Here is an 18,220-nt window from a genome sequence, read left to right as displayed (position 1 = left end):
AACAAACGCCTTTCCAGTTGTGGATTTATTTAGACGTAGGTGAGGAGGAAAGACTGTGCTAGAGTCCAAGTACGATTGGCAACAGGCGCCACAGGTTGCAGACGAAAAGGTCGTGACATTTGCTCACGACCTTGATGTTTCGCCCTTTATGGCACGATTGTTGTTAGCACGAAGGTTAGACACTGTTGATAAGGTCAACGAGTGGCTGAAACCAACTATTGATGTACTGCATGATCCACACCAAATGTTTGATATCGAAAAAGGCGTTGCCCGGATTCAGTCAGCTGTTGAGGCCGGTGATCAGATTACGGTATATGGCGATTACGACGCTGACGGTTTGACCAGTACATCGTTAATGTATGAGGCTTTAGATCAGCTTGGAGCTAACGTGAACACATACATTCCTAACCGTTTCACGGATGGATACGGGCCCAACGTAGCAGCTTTTAATCGACTAATTGATGCTGGTACGCAGCTGTTTGTCACAGTGGATAATGGGGTAGCTGGTAATGAGGCAATCGAAGCCGCTGCCAAACGTGGAGTTGATGTCGTCGTTACTGACCATCATGAGCTACCAGAGCAATTACCCAATGCTGCTGCCATTATTCACCCTCGCCATCCACAAGGACATTATCCATTTGGCGGATTATCTGGTGTTGGGGTGGCCTTTAAAGTGGCCCAAGTGCTCTTAGATGCCACTGCCGATGAGTTAAGCGATGAGTTAGACTTGGTTGCTATTGGCGAAATTGCGGACTTAGTGCCACTAAATGACGAAAATCATGCGCTCGTTAAATTTGGACTGCAGGTAATTGCTAATACGCAGCGGCCAGGGCTGATTGCATTGATGAAGGCTGCGGGTATTGACGGACAGACCATCAATGAAGAGCACGTTGGTTTTGGCATTGCGCCGCGTTTAAACGCGTTGGGCAGACTTGGGGATGCCAATCCAGCAGTCGAGTTGCTAACTACGTTTGATGATGCGCGTGCTGAAGAGTTGGCTTCGGAAATTAACGCCCAAAATGAGAAGCGACAACAGCTGGTTAAAGATATCAGCGGTGATGCCTTGGCACAGGCGCAGACACCGGACAATCAGGCCCGCAAAACGCTCATTATTCATGGCAAAGGGTGGCATGAAGGTGTACTGGGAATTGTGGCTAGCAAAATCGTTGAGGCCACGCACAAACCAACCTTAGTCATGAGCGAAGATTCAGAAAAAGGGACGTTAAAGGGCTCCGGTCGCTCGATTGCAGGTTATGATTTGTTTAACGCTATCAATCCTGTTCGTGACCAAATGATAGCGTTTGGTGGTCATGCGATGGCGTGTGGCTTGACCTGTCCGATAGACCAGCTTGATACTTTAGCCACTGCGCTGGAACAAGCCTGTGTCGATCAATCGGTTGATTTGACAGCTAAACCTGAGTTGCCTGTTGCTGGGCTGATCACACTCGCAGACGTTAATGCGGCTGATTACGGTGCAGTTCAAGAACTCGGTCCGTTTGGAACGGATAATCCACAGCCGGTATTCGCGTTTAAACCAACTTTAGTAGACAATGTGCGCACTATGGGTGCGGCTAAGAACCATCTCAAATTTCAGATGTCAGATGAAGCGGGGCATCAAGTCGCGGCTATCGCTTTTGGGCGTGGTCATCAGAGTGAACAGGTCACTGCTAACCCTGAAAATGTGAGTGTTGTTGGTACATTGTCGGCCAATACATGGCAGGGGAAGACAACTTATCAGGTAATGGTAAAAGACTTTTCGGTGACTGGTATTACGATTGTAGATAGTCGAACGAATCATCTGGCCAAGTCATTGTTTGAACAACCTGACACCTATTTATTTTTCCACAAGAAGTTGGTTGATCAATTACAAAGTTATTTGCCAGAAGGGGCGCAGTCTTTGTGTGTTGGTCGTGATGAACTGCCGTCAAGCTGTGATCATTTGATTATTGTCGATTGTCCGGATGATCTGGATGATTTAAAGCAAGTGCTGAGTCAAATCAAAACGGATGAATTAACAGCCTACTTTTATGAACACGATTCAGCCTATTTAGATGGTATGCCAAGTCGTGCAGAGTATGGCAAACTGTTTAAGTTCGTTGCTAGTCATCAGAATGTTGATATTGCTCATCAGTTGCCAACGTTGGCAAAGTATCTCCAAATTGATGACGCCAAATTGATTTTTATGATACAGCTGTTTTTTGAGGTGGGATTTGTTAAAATAGACTCTGGCGTTATGAATGGGGTGAGTGAACCACCGCACGTAAATCTTACTGATGCAGCGGCTTACCGACAACGTTTGACACGTATCGATACTGAAGAAAAATTACTTTATTCCAAGGCACCTCAACTGAAAGCTTGGTTGATGGGCGCCATGAGCTAAGCTTAAAGGAGCTGTAAAAATTGGCTTTAGACTTAACAAAATACATTGCAACGGTGCCAGATTATCCCGAAAAGGGCATCATGTTTCGTGACATCTCACCGTTGATGGGTGACGGCGCTGCATATCACCAAGCGACCGATACCATCGTCAATTATGCGCGTGACAAGCAGGTTGATATGGTCGTTGGACCAGAATCTCGTGGTTTTATCGTCGGCTGTCCAGTGGCTTATGAATTAGGCATTGGCTTTGCGCCAGCACGCAAGAAGGGCAAGTTGCCACGTAAAACAATCAAAGCGGACTATGCTTTGGAATATGGCACTGCTTCGTTATACATGCATGAGGATGCGATTAAGCCAGGCCAACGGGTATTAGTTACGGATGATATTCTGGCAACTGGTGGTACGATTGAAGCAACCATCAAGCTTGTTGAACAGCTTGGTGGCGTTGTTGTTGGTTGTGCATTCTTACTTCAATTGAAGGATTTGCATGGGTTAGACAAACTAAAAGATTACGATACATTAGTCTTAATGGACTATTAAATCGTTTGGTGTGGCGGAGTTTCGCGTCACGCCTTTTTAGTCTCTGAGATTGTCAGGACAGCGTAATCAATTGTTTTAATATTGCAAATTCATCGTATAAAAAACGCCGTAAATGAACATTGCTGCTCATTTACGGCGTTATCAATTACTTATGATTCTTCTTAAGACTATGAAGGATTTGTAGGGCCTTCTTACGAGTCTTGATGTTGGGACTTCTTAGGTTTCGGGTCGCTGTGCTTTGATCTATTTTCATTTAGTTTGCCTCTTTTATAATTTGTTTGCCATTGTAAAAGCCATTGGGAGAAACGTGATGACTCATCACGTATTCACCAGTTTGTGCGTCAAAGTGGATCGCTGGTGCTGTGATCTTATGCGCCGCACGGCGTTGGTTACGCCGAGTTTTGGATGTTTTACGTGCTGGAGTGGCCATAATCAAGCCTTCTTTCGTTTATATTGTAAATGGTAATTGTTACTTTTTACAGTATAAACTAAACATTAACTTCGTCAACTACTTTGTTTAGACTGAGTTAAAAAGTGCTTATTTCAATTGATAAAAATGAGCTCTACCGTTGTGTAGGGGCGTTTTTATGCTATACTATTTGAGTACCTCTTGGAGAGTTGGCAGAGTGGTAATGCAACGGACTCGAAATCCGTCGAACCCGTTTATAGCGGGCGCGCAGGTTCAAATCCTGTACTCTCCTTTATACCCTTGGCAGGAAAACACCACCCATTGACGTTTGATGAGTGGTGTTTTTTCTAAATTAAATTAATGCCTGGGCGTTTTTGGAAACAACTAAAATTGATCTGTTAAAAGGGAGCTTGCTAGGATGAACATTGGTATCGATAAAATGGGGTTCTATACACCTCATTTGGTGTTGGATATGACGGATTTAGCTCATGCACGCGGGGATGACCCTGATAAGTATCATATCGGCATTGGTCAATCAGAAATGGCTGTCGTTCCGCCAACGCAAGACGTGGTCACTATGGCAGCCAACGCAGCAAATCAAATTATCGACGAATCGGACAAGCAGGCGATTGATCTGATTTTATTTGCAACTGAATCTGGAATTGATAACTCTAAGTCTGGTGCCGTTTATGTCCAACGTTTGCTCGGACTAACGGAACATACACGAGCCATTGAGGTCAAACAGGCTTGTTACTCCGCAACGGCGGCTTTGCAATTAGCAAAAGACTACGTTGCTGCACATCCGCAACGTAAGGCACTAGTTTTGGCAAGTGATATCGCCCGTTATGGCTTACATACACCCGGAGAAATCACCCAAGGCGCGGGCGCTGTCGCCATGGTTGTAAGCGCGGCCCCACAAATATTAGCAATCAGCGACCAAAGTACGTATTTAACGCAAGATGTGATGGACTTTTGGCGGCCAGTTTATGCAACGGAAGCGCGTGTGGATGGTCACTTTTCCGCCAACATTTACGTCGACTTTTTTACAAATGTTTGGACTCGATTCAAAAAGACATATGATGCCGATGTAACAGATTTTGACGCAATGCTGTTTCACTTACCATTTTCTAAAATGGGGTTAAAAGCACTGCGAACCATATTGCCCACGAATGAAACAGTAGCATCTCGGTTGACTGAGAACTTTGAATCTGCCAGATTGTGGAACCGGCATGTTGGCAACCTCTACACGGGCTCATTATATTTGAGCTTGTTGTCATTATTAGCAAACGGTACGTTGTCAGCTAATGCTCAGCTGGGCCTGTTTAGTTATGGCTCTGGTGCAGAAGGTGAATTTTACACAGCAACGGTACAGCCGAACTATCGGAACGGGTTTAATCGGGCCAAAATTGAATCATTACTCAATGCGCGTCAACGGGTATCTGTGGCCGAATATGAACAATTATTTAATGATCAATTACCAACTAACGGCAGTACCAAAAAAACGAACATTGCGGCCGATCCCGCGCGTTTTGTGCTTGCCGGCATTGATAATGAACAGCGTCAGTACCAAGCACATTAGTTGACGAGAAATTCCGTCAATAACTACAGTCGTAACTCAGATTAGTGCTACTGCGTCAATCGCAATGGATACGCCTATACGATTTTGTGACCGATAAAGTCTAAAGCTCTCGTTAATTCGAGGGCTTTTTTGTTTGCAAACGAAAAAAGACCGCCCACAGGCAGTCATGATATCTGATTCTTTAGGAAGAATGGCAATAGCTAGTTCATAGGATGATTATTGTGCAAAATTAGTAGTGGCTTTCCCATTTGTTGCACTGAATAAGACCTTTCCAGATTGATCTGGGCTGACTAGTGTCAGTGTGCAATCATCTTTAAGCGCCTTACTAACGTTTGCAGAAGAAGTGGCCAGATTCTTAACTAAAGTTGGCCAATGAGCCTGATCAGCTTCGGACGGTTGTTTTTCAAGTGCTTCCAGCGCTTTGACTGTATTTTCGTTCTCTGGTGTAATTGTGTAAGTTTTTTTGGCACGGTCAAAGGTGACTTTACCAAGCGTTGAAAAGGCCGAGTTAAGTTGTGTCGTCATTTGATCTTCGGCAGATGATTTAGCGGCACTTTTTTGTTTAGCTGTCTGACCATTGATAACACCGCCAGTCGGGTTAAAGGTAGACGCAGCTTTTGCCAACGACGATTGAGCGGCCGCTGATGTTTGAGATGATTGCCGACTAGCAGTTTGGGATGAAGATTGGTCAGCCGTTGTTTGGCTCTGATGGTGCCAGACGGGCAGTTTAACAATTCCAAATCCCGTGATCAAAGTGAAGATGACGACGAGTGCTGTCGCAAACTTCCAGGTACCATAGTTTTGAATCGAATTAAGTAAGTAAAAAATGGCCAGAATTAATGCAATTCCACCGAAAATGGCTAAAAAAATCATGAAGATAACCTCTTTTTCTCTATCGTGATGGTTTCTATTCTACCATTGCAACTGATGAATGAAAAAGCGATATCGATTATCCATAATAAAAATCGTATGATAATCATAAATAATATTATTGCAATTGGAGAAAACGTGCGTTACACTATCCATAATCGAAACACAGAGAAGAAGTGAATGATTTCAGGGAGGACCTATTATGACAGCAACTCTAGGCCAAGGTAGTATAGTTCGGTGTTCAAAATGCGATGATTTACAAAAGCCCTTTTTGGGTAAGGTGCTTGAACACTTAGCACATCACGTTATTGTACAAATTATTAATTTTGATCCGATTGATCGGTATATGGTAGATGTGTTAGATGGACAGGTGACATTAAGAACGGATCAAGTGCGTCCGTTAAGGATGATCAAAATTAATCCGCGATCCGAGAGAACGTCGCGTGGATAAATGATCATTGTTCATATTTTTGACAACAAGTATCGAATTAATAAAGATTTGAGCATATATAAAGTTCCATTTGTGAACATAATCGAATTTTAATTGTATGATTGTTCATTTTTGTCGTATAATTAGTGCATCAATTCGAGGAGGAATCATTCTGTGAAATCTATTTATTTAGCCAGCCCTTTTTTTGACGATGACCAAATTGATCGTGTCAAACGTGTAGAACAGGCTCTAGCGGACAATAAAACCGTTGGTGATGTGTTTAGTCCACGAAAGTCTCAATTCCCTGAATTAACGTTCGGCAGCCCAGAATGGCAGTCGACAGCATACAAGCACGATTTGGATCATCTAAACGATGCTGACATTGTTGTCGCTGTTAGTGACTTTACAGAGGATTCCGTTGACAGTGGGACGGCCTTTGAAATTGGTTATGCCGTGGCCAAAGGTAAGACGGTAGTACTAGTTCATGAAAAAACGGGCCTAGTTAATTTGATGTTAGCTCAAGGCGCAAAAACATATGTTGAGCATGCTGAAGAATTGACGGCGCTTAACTTTGATCAATTGCCAGAGCAACGTTACGTTGGTGAAGTTCAGTAGAAGTGTCTGTCTAGGAAGCACCTGCTGTGGTAATGGCGATTATTTTAATTAAGGTACAGCAAACAGTGAAAACAGGTTGATTTGTGCAGATTTAAGCCGTGAACAAATTATTGCATGTCATGTATGATGAGACGCGGCCTATGAAAGAAGTCAGACAAAAAAACTGAGGTTTAACCACTTACTTGTGGTTAAACCTCAGTTTTTTTACTGCTACAATTTTGGAATTAATAAACCGAATCACGATAGAGACCAACAACTTTACCTAAAATAGTGACATTATTTAAAATAATGGGAGCCATGTTATCGTTCTCAGGTTGGAGTCGATAGTGATCAGACTCTTTAAAGAAACGCTTGCAGGTTGCTTCATTTTCATCGGTCATTGCAATGACAATATCACCATTGTCGGCGTTTTGTTGACGTCGAACAATGACACGATCACCAGTTAGAATCCCCATATTAATCATACTGTCCCCACGAATGGTAAGCATAAAGAGATCGCCATCATATTCGGTTAGCTCCGGTGGAACCGGGAAGTAGTCGGTAGCATCTTGGACTGCTAGAATTGGTTCACCAGCAGCAACAACACCTAAGACCGGAATCTCATTTGGTGTCGTTGACACACCAAGCGTTTGCAAACCAGCGTCCGTTAATTCAATGGCACGTGGTTTAGTGGGATCCTTAACCAGCAATCCCTTTTTTTGCAAACGATCAATGTGTCCATGAACTGTAGAAGTAGAGGATAAATCAACTGCCTCACCAATTTCACGAACGGTCGGCGGATAACCTTTTTCATTAACACGTTCATAGATAAAGCGGAGTACCGCAATTTGTTTGCTTTCGGAACTTCTTGACATGTTCGTCAACACCTCGTCTTAGTTTTGCGCAGCCGCGAACAAATGTGAAAACGTGTTCGTGGTGGGTCCGGTCAGCGGAGCTACGCGATTTCGATAGTTAAAACTTAGCACATTTTTCTCTCCTGGTCAAACAAATGTTCGCTTTGCTGCAAATCTTTTCCACTTTTCGACTTCTTCTTGTATAATGGTCAGTCGAAGCCTTGGATAAATGATAAGGAGGGGCAGAATTAATGGAATCAGAAAAATTACGTGCCCGGATTAATGAACTTGCTCATAAACAAAAGACAACGGGACTAACTGATGAAGAGAAAGCTGAACAAAAGAAACTGCGAGAGGCCTTTTTAGCTAACTTTAGGAAGGCGTTTCGCTCACAAGTTGAAATGATGCAGGTGTTCGACAAGGATGGTAAAGAAGTTACGCCAGAAAAAGTGAAGGATGTCCAACGAAAAAAAGGTTTGCGAGACGATTAATTTGCCTTTTTTGACATTAAAGGGTTTTCAAGCGCGTTGATGTTGTGTAATATTATTTAATGTAATTCATCTATGGAAGGAGGTTATTTCGATGTCAACAGGGTTGTGGATTTTAATCGTTATTTTAGCGGCAGTCGCCGGTGTTGTTGGTGGCTTCTTCTTTGCGCGCCGCTACATGCAAAACTACCTTAAGAATAATCCTCCGATTACTGAAGAAATGCTACGGACGATGATGCTGCAAATGGGGCAAAAGCCTTCTGAAAAGAAGTTGAAGCAAATGCTGTCAACCATGCAGAGTCAAGCACGAAAGAGCTAATTCTGATTAATGTAATTGATTAAAACGGGCTGGATTACTCCTGCCCGTTTTTTATATTCTTTTTTAAATTGTGTTATTGGAAAGTTGGTGACCTTGGTGTCGATTTTTAGAAAACTTGCTTGGTACTTTAAGGCTGAGCGACGAACATATTTTTGGGGTGTGATTGGTTTACTGCTAACCGCCTTACTGGGCATCATTCCGCCAAGAATTATTGGTATGTTGGTTGACCTAATGGATAAACGTACGCTGACTGCTGGAAAACTTGGTCTAGCACTTGGCGTCATGACTGTTACGGCCTTGCTTGCATATGCAGCCCGCTTTTTATGGCGGACGGCCATTTGGGGAGGTGCAGCTAATCTCGAACGAACGCTACGAGAACGGCTATACTGGCATTTTATGCAAATGGATACTGCTTTTTATCAACGGTATCGAACTGGAGATTTGATGGCCCATGCGACAAATGATTTATCGGCTGTTCAACGTGTCGCTGGTGGCGGGATCCTTCAGTTTGCTGATTCCATTATCACTGGTGGTACCACATTGATTGCCATGATGATCATGGTTAACTGGCGGCTCACTATTTTAGCCGTCCTGCCGTTGCCGTTGATTGCGATTGTGGCTCGGTATGTGGGAACGAAAATTCACGTAGCCTTTGGCGAGTCACAGGCCGCTTTTTCTCGTTTAAACAACAAGGCACAAGAGAGTATTGAAGGCATTAAGGTTATTAAAACGTTAGGCCAAGAGAAACAGGATGAGGCAGATTTTGAGGGGCAGGTTCAGGACACCATCAAAATCAACCGTTATACCAACTTTTTGGATGCAATGTTTGATCCGTTGATCACGGTGATCATTGGTTTGTCATACGTTGCGACAATTGTCTTAGGCGGCCGATATGTAACAAGTGGGGTGATCTCGCTGGGACAATTGGTGACATTTATTGCCTATGTTGGGATGCTAGTTTGGCCAATGTTTGCGATTGGTCAACTATTCAACACTATGGAACGTGGGAATGCTTCCTACGACCGGGTTAACTTTTTACTGCATGAAAAGTCTAGCATCGTTGAAAAAACGGACGGGATTAAACAGCCAGCAACGGGTACTATCGATTTTGACGTCAAGGCATTTAATTATCCGGATGATAAGGAGCCACGGCTAACTGACGTTGATTTTTCATTGTCTACTGGTCACACATTGGGCATTGTTGGCCGAGTTGGGGCCGGCAAGTCGTCCATTATTAAGTTGCTCCTACGGCAATTTGATGACTATCAAGGCGCAATCAAAATGGGTGGTCATGATATTCGCGATTACACGCTGGATGCTTATATTCGATCAATTGGCTACGTGCCTCAGGATAGTTTTTTGTTTTCAACGTCTGTAAAGGGGAACATTGCTTTTGCAAACCCTGATTTAAGTGATCAGGCTATTGAAGATGCCGCTTATACTGCTGCGTTTGATACCGAGGTCGATAATATGCCGGACGGTTATCAAACGGAAGTTGGTGAAGAGGGGGTATCACTTTCCGGTGGTCAAAAACAACGATTGGCTATTGCCAGAGCGTTAGTAATCGATCCTGAAATATTAATTTTAGATGATGCCTTGTCGGCGGTTGATGCCAAAACTGAGGCGCAGATTCTTGAACGTTTAGGTAGTAATCGCGCTGGCAAAACGACAATTATTGCCGCACATCGTTTAAGTTCAGTTGTTAATGCTGATGAAATTCTAGTGATGACGGATGGTCATATTAGTGAACGAGGCACTCATGCTGAACTGATGGCCCAAAATGGGTGGTACAAACGGATGTACGATCAGCAACAATTGTCAGATTCGATTGGAGGTGGCAATGACTAATGGCACAAAATAATCATGAGTCGGCCTGGGCTCGAAGTATGTCGATGAAAGAACAGACAACAGTTATTAAGCGGTTGTTACCTTATGCGGCGCCATATAAATGGGATTTTATTTGGGCAATTGTCTTTGCCTTTTTGGTTAGTTTAATTAATGTATTGTTACCAAAACTGATGTCAACGTATATGGATCAATATTTAAGGGTGCATAATTCAGGCTTGCGAGTCGTTCTCTTCTTTGCTGGATTTTACTTCCTTGGCACGATTATCAAGGCGATTTTCCAGTTTGGACAGGAATTCTTGTATGCCATGGGTGGCGAACGAATGCTTGAAAATGTTCGTGTTAAGATGTTTCGCAAGCTTCACACACTGGGGATGCGCTATTTTGACCAAGTGCCGGCCGGATCAATATTGTCGCGACTAACCAATGATACGATGTCATTTCAGACATTCTGGGCACTGTTTGCTGCCGCTATTGTGGCGTTATTCTCAGTGATTACATCGTTTTACGCCATGTACCGAACTAACGTTAAAGTTTCACTGGTTGTATTGGCCTTTTTACCGATATTAATTTTTGCGATTTGGTATTATCAGCATTTTAGCAGTCGGGTCTACCGGTCCATGCGTGAACGACTGAGCGAACTGAACGCTAAACTAGCGGAGTCCATTAACGGAATTGCGGTGATTCAGGAATTTCGTCAGGAACACCGAATGAATCGCGAATTTGAACAAACCAACCAAGCCTATTTTGATACACGGCGGGCAATGATTCGCACCAATTCATTGCTACTGGGTCCAATTATTGATTTGCTGTTTGCTCTGGGCGAGGTTGCTGTGCTATGGATGTTTGGTATCGATGCATTTCATCACTTTGTTCTTGCAGGTACGATTTATGCGTTTGTCCAATACCTCAGCAATTTTTACAATCCGATGGCAAACATGATGGATTCACTTTCTGATTTTCAAGACGGTATTGTTGCCGGTTCACGTGTTTTACGGGTGATGGATGATCAAACACTCGCTCCGCAACAGCATCCGGTCGAGGGCGCTAAAATTACTCGAGGGAAAATCGAGTTTAAACACGTTAACTTTAGTTATGATGGTGAACATGATGTGCTACATGACGTTTCCTTTACTGTCGAACCAGGACAAACGGTTGCATTAGTGGGTCATACGGGTTCTGGTAAATCTTCAACAATAAATGTTTTGATGCGGTTTTATGAGTTTGGTTCGGGTCAAGTCTTGATTGATGATCGTGATATTCGCGATTACAGTATGGCCGAATTACGTCAACGTTTCGGGCTTGTCCTTCAAGATTCATTTATGTTTTACGGCGACATTGCATCGAACATCCGCATGTTTGATGACAATATCAGTGATCAACAAGTTGAAGATGCTGCGCGTTTTGTGTCAGCAGATCGTTTTATTGATCAATTGCCTGACAAATATCATGCTCGTGTCATTGAACGTGGTGCCAGCTATTCCGGTGGTCAGCGACAACTGTTGTCATTTGCACGCACGGTGGCACATAATCCAAAGGTGCTTATATTGGATGAGGCAACGGCCGACATCGACACAGAAACTGAAGCACTTATTCAGGACGGTCTTCAAAAATTGCAAAGTGGGCGGACCACGATTGCAATTGCACACCGGCTGTCAACGATTAGAAATGCCGATCAGATATTGGTGCTGGATCAGGGTCGAATTGTTGGGCGAGGCACGCATGCTGATTTGCTGGCTAAGCGAGGGCGCTATTATGATATGTACCGGTTGCAAACAGCCGTTGACGCAGATCAACGTGAGGCACTTCTTAACAGTGAGGAAAACAATGCTAGCGCTGAACCCCAGCCTTGAGTGAAATTATGACTGAGACAGTCTGTTGGATATGATAAAAATAAGGGTGTACTGACGATTCCAAATCTGGAATTATCAGTACACCTTTTTAATAACAATAATTGTGCTGTGGTTGGCTAATTATGATTTACGACTGTTGTGGACTTCTGGCTTAGTTAACTCTGCCAAATGTTCAGCTTCGACTTTTTCTTCAGTTTTCTCTGCAGCCTGTTTTTGTTGATATTCTTCATAGAGCTTTTGATTTGGATCCACATAGTGGAAGGACGGATCAATTTCTTTATCTAGAGCATCAAAAGCGGTTTGCATTTGTTGATCAATTTGTTGTTGACCGGCATCATCAGTTTTGAATTTACGGTCGATATAAATTGGTTCACCGAAACTGACTTTGACACGCTTGCGACTGAACAATCCCATAAAGGTCAATGGTCCTTGATAAACAGTGGGAACCAAGGGAACACCAGCAAGCTTAGCGATGACTGTGGCGCCGCCCTTCATTTCACTGGAATGACGAGTGCCAGAAGGAAAAATGATTGTTGACAGTTCACCCTGCTTTAAAATCTTGACGGGGGTCTTGATTGCTGAAGGACCTGGGTGATCACGGTCTACCGGATAGGCGTTGGCATGGTTGAGCACAAACCGGATGATTGGATTTTTGAAGAGCTCCTTTTTGGTCATGAACGAGAATTTTCGAGGTGATGCGGCTAGAGCGTAATAAATCGGATCAAACCACGTTCGGTGCGGCCCTACAAGAATGTAGGTTCCTTCTGGCAAACGGTCTTTATGTGTAATTTTTGGTCGTCCGTTGACAATTAGCAGGATAATGCGGGCGACAACACGAATAAATGAATAGAACAAGGCGGTGCCTCCAAGTCTTAAATGTTTTTAAAAATAGGTAACCTAAAAAGCTGATAATATAATATGATTGACGTTTCCCGAATGTCGAAACATTGGCCTTAGTTTAAAAAATAAGTTGAAATTCGTCAACCCCGTTGATTACTGACATAGATAAAGCTGGTCGCCATTGGTATTTGGAAATCTACTTGCAATTGCTAGGCTAGACCATAATAATTCTGATAAGAGTATGACGAAGATGACCCTAGAATGCAAGGTTGAAACAGTCTGTGAAAGAAGTGAACATATTAATGGAACCTAACTTACTGCCAGATGAACGAATTGACCAGTTATACGGTGCCGATATTAAAATTATTCAAAGCAAAACCGTTTTTTCATTTTCACTAGATGCGGTTCTATTAGCTGATTTTGCCAATCCCGACAGAACCAGGCGAGGATTAACTGTTGATTTATGTGCCGGTAACGGGGCGGTCGGTTTGTTTTTCAGTCCCAAAACAAAAGGGCAAATAAAAATGGTTGAGATTCAACCGCGTCTAGCCGACATGGCTCGGCGATCAATTAGTCTTAATGGTTTGGCAACACAGGCGGAAGTGCTGACAATGGATCTTAACGACGTGACGACGGTAATTCGTCCAGATTCTGCTGCGGTGGTGACGTGTAATCCACCTTATTTTGTCGATGCACCAACATCTCAAAAAAATCCCAATGAACATTACGCCATTGCACGCCATGAACTGACGACGACGTTAGCGGATGTGATTAACGCGGCCTCCGGGTTGCTTAAGATGACCGGTCACGCGTATTTTGTGTTCCGTCCAGATCGTTTTTTGGAAATGATGACGCTCCTGCAGGCGGCTCGTTTGGCACCCAAACGGTTGCAGTTTGTGTACCCAAAACCGGGGCGCGAAGCCAATATGTTCCTAGTGGACGCTATCAAAGACGGCAAAATAAATGGTTTAAAAGTATTACCACCGTTGACTGTTGCAGACAACGAAGGTAACTATGTTGGTCATGTTCGTGAATTGCTTTACGGAAACGAGGCGCAATAACAGTGTCAAAGCCTTATTATTTTTATGTGCTACTTTGTGCCGACAACACACTGTACGGCGGTTTTACAGACGATGTTGGCCGACGCTTTGCAACCCATCAGGCAGGCAAGGGAGCTAAGTACACACGACCAGCGTTTCGCCATCCATTAAAAATGATTTACGCACAGGCGTTCGAGGATAAATCTAGCGCACTAAAGGCTGAGTATGCGTTTAAGCATCAGCCGCGAGCCAAAAAAATTGCCTTTCTCCAGGATCATCATGCTAACCCGTTTGAACGTAATGATTAGTAATTAACGACGATTGACCAGTCGTTTCATTAGCTGTAGTGATTGGGTGTCATTCTTTCATCGAAGAAGGAGTTAGTTTTGTGCTAAGCTAAATTGGTATTCAAGAATTGAAAGATTCACCAATTTTGCTTGGAGGCATAAACGTTATGAAAATTTTAGCTTATGGCGTGCGAGACGATGAAAGACCTTACTTTAAGGCTTGGCAGACAGCACATCCCGAGGTAACTGTTTCGTTGACACCAGCTATTTTGGATGAACATTCCGTTGATGAGGCGGCTGGCTGTGATGGGATTAGTATTTTACAAACGGATCCAGTAGGGCCAGCGGTATTTGAACGATTGGTCAAGGAAAATGTGCGATCAGTGTCATCGCGAATCGTGGGCACGGACGCCATGGCGCTCGATACTGCAAAAAAGTTAGGTATTAAAGTGACCAATGTGCCTGCTTATTCTCCGGCAGCAATTGCGGAATTTACGGTTAGCCAGTTGTTACAATTGCTGCGCAACACGCGTCGTTTTGAAGCTAAAATTCACGCTCAGGATTTTCGTTGGGCACCGGATGTTTCGCAGGAGTTGAATCAACAAATAGTTGGTGTGATCGGCACTGGCAGAATTGGTCGAGCTGCAATTCAAATATATCGTGGTTTTGGCGCGAAGGTTGTTGCCTATGATGTTTACCACAATCCTGAATTGGAAAAAGAGGGCATCTATGTTGACTCATTGGCCGATTTATATCAGGCCAGTACTGTGATTACATTACACGCGCCAGCAACCAAAGATGATTTTCACATGCTGGATCAGGATGCTTTTGCCCAGATGAATGACGGCGTTTGGATCGTTAACGCAGGACGCGGCACGTTGATTGACAGTCAGGCGCTGATTACAGCGTTGGATAGTGGCAAGGTCGCGGGCGCCGCCTTAGATACTTATGAAAAGGAATTGCCCATTTTTAACCACGATTTAAGAGGTCAACAAATTGATGATCCAACTTTCAACAACTTGTTTGCTCGCGAGAACGTTTTAATGACGCCTCACATTGCTTTTTATACAAATGTGGCCGTAAAAAACATGGTGACCGTTTCACTCGATCATAATTTGAGCTTGATTCAAACAGGTGCCTCTGAAGATCAGGTGATTTAATGCTTGTCACAGCACTTGGCGTTTGGTATACTAATTGTCGGTTCAAAACCAATTCACACCTAGCGTGATGCGCAAATCGGTGCTCAGGGATGAGTGATCTGTGCAAATGAGCGTTGGGGAGGAAAAACATTATATTTTGGAGGATTTAACACATGGCTGTTATTTCTATGAAGCAATTGCTTGAAGCTGGTGTCCACTTCGGTCACCAAACACGTCGTTGGAACCCAAAGATGAAGCGTTACATCTTTACTGAACGTAACGGTATCTACATCATTGACTTGCAAAAGACGGTTAAGATGGCTGACGTTGCCTACAACTTTGTTAAGGATGAAGCTGCTAAGGGTTCAAACATTTTATTTGTTGGAACTAAGAAGCAAGCTCAAGACTCAATCGAAGAAGAAGCAACTCGTGCCGGTATGTACTACGTTAACCACCGTTGGCTTGGTGGTACGTTAACTAACTGGAACACCATTCAAACACGGATCAAGCGTTTGAAGGATTTAAAGAAGATGGATGAAGACGGTACTTTTGATCGTCTGCCAAAGAAGGAAGTTGCTTTGTTAACTAAGCAACGTGAAAAGCTTGAAAAGTTCCTTGGCGGTATCGAAGATATGCCTGGTATTCCTGATGTTATGTTCATCGTTGACCCTCGTAAGGAACAAATCGCTGTTCAAGAAGCACACAAGTTGAACATTCCGATCGTTGCTATGGTTGACACGAACACTGACCCAGACGACATTGACTACATCATTCCTTCAAACGATGATGCTATCCGTGCCATCCGTTTGATCTCTTCGAAGATGGCTGACGCTGTTATCGAAGGCCGTCAAGGTGAAGACCAAGGCGCTGACGATCAACAACAAGCCGCTGCTAAGGGCGATTCGATGGAAGACATCGTTGATGCTGTTGAAGGCGACAACAAGCAAAAAAACAACTAAGCGATAAAACCTTAGGCTGTCTATCAGTTGAGACCGTTTTGGCCTGAGATTGATAGGCAGTCTTTTTCTCAAATTACTATGTTTATTAAAAATTATGAGGAGGCCATACTAAGATGGCAGTTACAGCAGCTCAAGTTAAAGCATTACGTGAAAAAACCGGTGTTGGTATCATGGACGCCAAGAAGGCATTAGTCGCTACTGATGGTGACGAAGCCAAGGCCTTGGACTTCTTACGCGAAAAGGGTATCGCCAAGGCAGAAAAGAAGAGTGACCGCATTGCTGCTGAAGGATTAACCGAAGTTGCTATCCATGGCAACAAGGCAGCAATTGTTGAATTAAACTCAGAAACAGACTTCGTTGCCTCAAACGACACATTCAAAGATCTGTTACAAACAGTCAGCGACCAAATTGCTCTAGAAGAACCTGCTACTGTTGAAGATGCTTTGAAGTTGAAAGCTAATGACAACGAAACGTTAAGCGATGCAATCATCTCTGCTACACAAGTAACAGGTGAAAAGATTAGTTTGCGCCGTTTCCAGGTCGTTGATAAGACTGATGACCAAGTATTTGGTTCATACTTGCACATGGGTGGTTCAATTGCCTCTTTGGTTGTTCTTGAAGGTGGCGACGCCGAAACAGCTAAAGATGTTGCAATGCACGTTGCTGCAATCAACCCAGAATATGTTGACCGGACGGATGTTCCAGCTGATCGTTTGAATCATGAAAAGGATGTTCTTTCTAAAGAAGACGACCTTGCTGGCAAGCCAGACAACATCAAAGAAAAAATGATTGATGGCCGTTTGAACAAATGGTTGGCTGAAATTTCATTGAATGATCAACCATTCGTTAAGGATGGCGATCAAACTGTTGACCAGTACGTTTCCTCTAAGAACGCCAAGGTTGTTTCATTCGTTCGTTACCAAGTCGGTGAAGGCATGGAAAAGAAGAGCGATGACTTCGTTGACGAAGTTATGGGTCAAATCAAGTAATTAAACCAGGGCGTACGTTATGTGCGCCTTTTTTGTAGAATGAGACGCCCACATGGGATCTGACAAGGAGGATGTTGGTCTAATGGCTGATGTAAAATACAAACGTGTAATGTTAAAGTTGAGCGGTGAAGCACTGGCCGGTGAACAAGGATTTGGAATCTATCCGCCAAAGATTAAAACCGTTGCTGAAGAACTAAGAGAGGTCTATGCGCTGGGCGTGCAGATTGCAATTGTTGTAGGCGGTGGTAACATTTGGCGAGGTGAAGCGGGATCTGAAATGGGCATGGAACGCGCTCAAGCTGATTACGTCGGTATGCTGGCAACTATTATGAACGCCTTGGCTTTACAAGACAGTTTGGAAAGCTTAGATGTACCAACACGTGTCCAGACTTCTATTGAAATGCGCCAGATTGCGGAACCTTACATTCGTCGGAAGGCTGTTCGTCATTTAGAAAAGGATCGGGTCGTAATTTTTGCCGGTGGAACTGGTTCACCATACTTCTCAACGGATACAACTGCTGCGTTACGGGCAGCTGAAATCAATGCGGATGCTATTCTAATGGCCAAAAATGGCACGGACGGTATTTACTCAGCCGATCCGAATGTAGACCCTGATGCCGTTAAGTATGATTCTCTGACTCACTTGGATATTATAAATAAGGGTCTCCATGTTATGGATACAACAGCAACATCGCTGTCAATGGATAATAATATTCCATTGGTCGTCTTTAATTTTAACGAGCCTGGCAACGTTTTAAAGGTTGTTAAGGGTGAAAATATCGGGACAACTGTTAGGGGGAAATAAA

The 18,220-nt window shown here is 43.6% G+C and carries 19 protein-coding genes and 1 tRNA gene; 15 read left to right on the top strand and 5 right to left on the bottom strand.

The genetic code is table 11. The features are described from left to right. Nucleotides 1-55: 55 nt before the first annotated feature. Nucleotides 56-2,380, top strand: coding sequence for a single-stranded-DNA-specific exonuclease RecJ (recJ, locus tag G400_RS0102150; RefSeq protein WP_017262008.1), 2,325 nt, complete (start codon nucleotides 56-58; stop codon nucleotides 2,378-2,380). A gap of 20 nt (nucleotides 2,381-2,400) precedes the next feature. Next, nucleotides 2,401-2,919 (top strand): adenine phosphoribosyltransferase, encoded by a 519-nt coding sequence (locus tag G400_RS0102145; RefSeq protein ID WP_017262007.1) that lies wholly within the window; start codon nucleotides 2,401-2,403, stop codon nucleotides 2,917-2,919. Nucleotides 2,920-3,064: 145 nt separating this feature from the next. On the opposite strand, the gene G400_RS16385 is transcribed toward G400_RS0102145, so the two are convergent. Together G400_RS16385 and rpmF are read right to left on the bottom strand one after the other, a co-directional pair. Beyond that, the gene (locus tag G400_RS16385; RefSeq protein ID WP_017262006.1) at nucleotides 3,065-3,172 is read right to left on the bottom strand and encodes a putative metal homeostasis protein; all 108 of its coding nucleotides are present in this window, start codon (nucleotides 3,170-3,172) and stop codon (nucleotides 3,065-3,067) included. Further along, nucleotides 3,173-3,349: a 50S ribosomal protein L32 gene (gene rpmF, locus G400_RS0102135; RefSeq protein WP_017262005.1), complete on the bottom strand. Its 177-nt coding sequence runs from the start codon at nucleotides 3,347-3,349 to the stop codon at nucleotides 3,173-3,175. Nucleotides 3,350-3,531: 182 nt separating this feature from the next. On the opposite strand from rpmF, the gene G400_RS0102130 reads away from it, so the two are divergent. Together G400_RS0102130 and G400_RS0102125 are read left to right on the top strand one after the other, a co-directional pair. Next, nucleotides 3,532-3,620, top strand: a tRNA-Ser gene (locus tag G400_RS0102130). A 126-nt stretch (nucleotides 3,621-3,746) separates the two neighbouring features. After that, entirely contained in the window at nucleotides 3,747-4,907 is a 1,161-nt protein-coding gene (locus tag G400_RS0102125; protein WP_017262004.1) for a hydroxymethylglutaryl-CoA synthase, read from the top strand. 216 nt (nucleotides 4,908-5,123) lie between these two features. On the opposite strand, the gene G400_RS0102120 is transcribed toward G400_RS0102125, so the two are convergent. Beyond that, on the bottom strand, nucleotides 5,124-5,780 hold the full coding sequence (locus G400_RS0102120; RefSeq protein ID WP_017262003.1) for a hypothetical protein: 657 nt from the start codon (nucleotides 5,778-5,780) through the stop codon (nucleotides 5,124-5,126). A gap of 601 nt (nucleotides 5,781-6,381) precedes the next feature. Between G400_RS0102120 and G400_RS0102110 the strand changes: the two genes are divergently transcribed. Continuing rightward, entirely contained in the window at nucleotides 6,382-6,822 is a 441-nt protein-coding gene (locus G400_RS0102110; RefSeq protein WP_017262001.1) for a nucleoside 2-deoxyribosyltransferase, read from the top strand. 224 nt (nucleotides 6,823-7,046) lie between these two features. On the opposite strand, the gene lexA is transcribed toward G400_RS0102110, so the two are convergent. Next, nucleotides 7,047-7,676, bottom strand: coding sequence for a transcriptional repressor LexA (gene lexA, locus G400_RS0102105; RefSeq protein ID WP_017262000.1), 630 nt, complete (start codon nucleotides 7,674-7,676; stop codon nucleotides 7,047-7,049). 230 nt (nucleotides 7,677-7,906) lie between these two features. On the opposite strand from lexA, the gene G400_RS0102100 reads away from it, so the two are divergent. The 4 genes from G400_RS0102100 (at nucleotide 7,907) to G400_RS0102085 (ending at nucleotide 12,160) form a co-directional block, all read left to right on the top strand. Then, nucleotides 7,907-8,146, top strand: a complete 240-nt coding sequence (locus G400_RS0102100; RefSeq protein WP_017261999.1) for a DUF896 domain-containing protein — start codon at nucleotides 7,907-7,909, stop codon at nucleotides 8,144-8,146. Between the two features lie 91 nt (nucleotides 8,147-8,237). Next, nucleotides 8,238-8,462 (top strand): YneF family protein, encoded by a 225-nt coding sequence (locus tag G400_RS0102095; protein ID WP_017261998.1) that lies wholly within the window; start codon nucleotides 8,238-8,240, stop codon nucleotides 8,460-8,462. A 96-nt stretch (nucleotides 8,463-8,558) separates the two neighbouring features. Next, nucleotides 8,559-10,310 (top strand): ABC transporter ATP-binding protein, encoded by a 1,752-nt coding sequence (locus tag G400_RS0102090; RefSeq protein ID WP_026017155.1) that lies wholly within the window; start codon nucleotides 8,559-8,561, stop codon nucleotides 10,308-10,310. Further along, entirely contained in the window at nucleotides 10,310-12,160 is a 1,851-nt protein-coding gene (locus G400_RS0102085) for an ABC transporter ATP-binding protein (RefSeq protein WP_017261996.1), read from the top strand. Before G400_RS0102090 ends, G400_RS0102085 begins: the two co-directional genes overlap by 1 nt. Before the next feature lie 120 nt (nucleotides 12,161-12,280). Here G400_RS0102085 and G400_RS14260 read toward each other — a convergent pair whose 3' ends face one another. Continuing rightward, nucleotides 12,281-13,015: a lysophospholipid acyltransferase family protein gene (locus tag G400_RS14260; protein WP_017261995.1), complete on the bottom strand. Its 735-nt coding sequence runs from the start codon at nucleotides 13,013-13,015 to the stop codon at nucleotides 12,281-12,283. A 287-nt stretch (nucleotides 13,016-13,302) separates the two neighbouring features. On the opposite strand from G400_RS14260, the gene G400_RS0102075 reads away from it, so the two are divergent. The 6 genes from G400_RS0102075 to pyrH all read left to right on the top strand — a co-directional run bounded on the left by G400_RS0102075 (nucleotide 13,303) and on the right by pyrH (nucleotide 18,219). After that, a complete protein-coding gene (locus G400_RS0102075) occupies nucleotides 13,303-14,061 on the top strand; it encodes a tRNA1(Val) (adenine(37)-N6)-methyltransferase (RefSeq protein ID WP_017261994.1) in 759 nt (252 codons plus the stop codon). A 2-nt stretch (nucleotides 14,062-14,063) separates the two neighbouring features. Then, nucleotides 14,064-14,348, top strand: a complete 285-nt coding sequence (locus tag G400_RS0102070; RefSeq protein ID WP_017261993.1) for a GIY-YIG nuclease family protein — start codon at nucleotides 14,064-14,066, stop codon at nucleotides 14,346-14,348. 146 nt (nucleotides 14,349-14,494) lie between these two features. After that, nucleotides 14,495-15,487 (top strand): D-2-hydroxyacid dehydrogenase, encoded by a 993-nt coding sequence (locus G400_RS0102065; protein WP_017261992.1) that lies wholly within the window; start codon nucleotides 14,495-14,497, stop codon nucleotides 15,485-15,487. 152 nt (nucleotides 15,488-15,639) lie between these two features. Further along, complete coding sequence (gene rpsB, locus G400_RS0102060) at nucleotides 15,640-16,425, top strand: 30S ribosomal protein S2 (protein WP_017261991.1); 786 nt, start codon at nucleotides 15,640-15,642, stop codon at nucleotides 16,423-16,425. Nucleotides 16,426-16,538: 113 nt separating this feature from the next. Further along, nucleotides 16,539-17,414 (top strand): translation elongation factor Ts, encoded by an 876-nt coding sequence (gene tsf, locus G400_RS0102055; protein WP_017261990.1) that lies wholly within the window; start codon nucleotides 16,539-16,541, stop codon nucleotides 17,412-17,414. Between the two features lie 82 nt (nucleotides 17,415-17,496). Then, complete coding sequence (gene pyrH / locus G400_RS0102050; protein WP_017261989.1) at nucleotides 17,497-18,219, top strand: UMP kinase; 723 nt, start codon at nucleotides 17,497-17,499, stop codon at nucleotides 18,217-18,219. Nucleotide 18,220 lies beyond the last annotated feature (1 nt).

Origin of the sequence: Furfurilactobacillus rossiae DSM 15814 (assembly GCF_000428925.1) — a bacterium.
Taxonomy (GTDB): Bacteria; Bacillota; Bacilli; order Lactobacillales; family Lactobacillaceae; genus Furfurilactobacillus; species Furfurilactobacillus rossiae.
The sequence above is the reverse complement of the archived record's forward strand: the minus strand, read 5'-3'. Positions and strand labels throughout refer to the sequence as shown.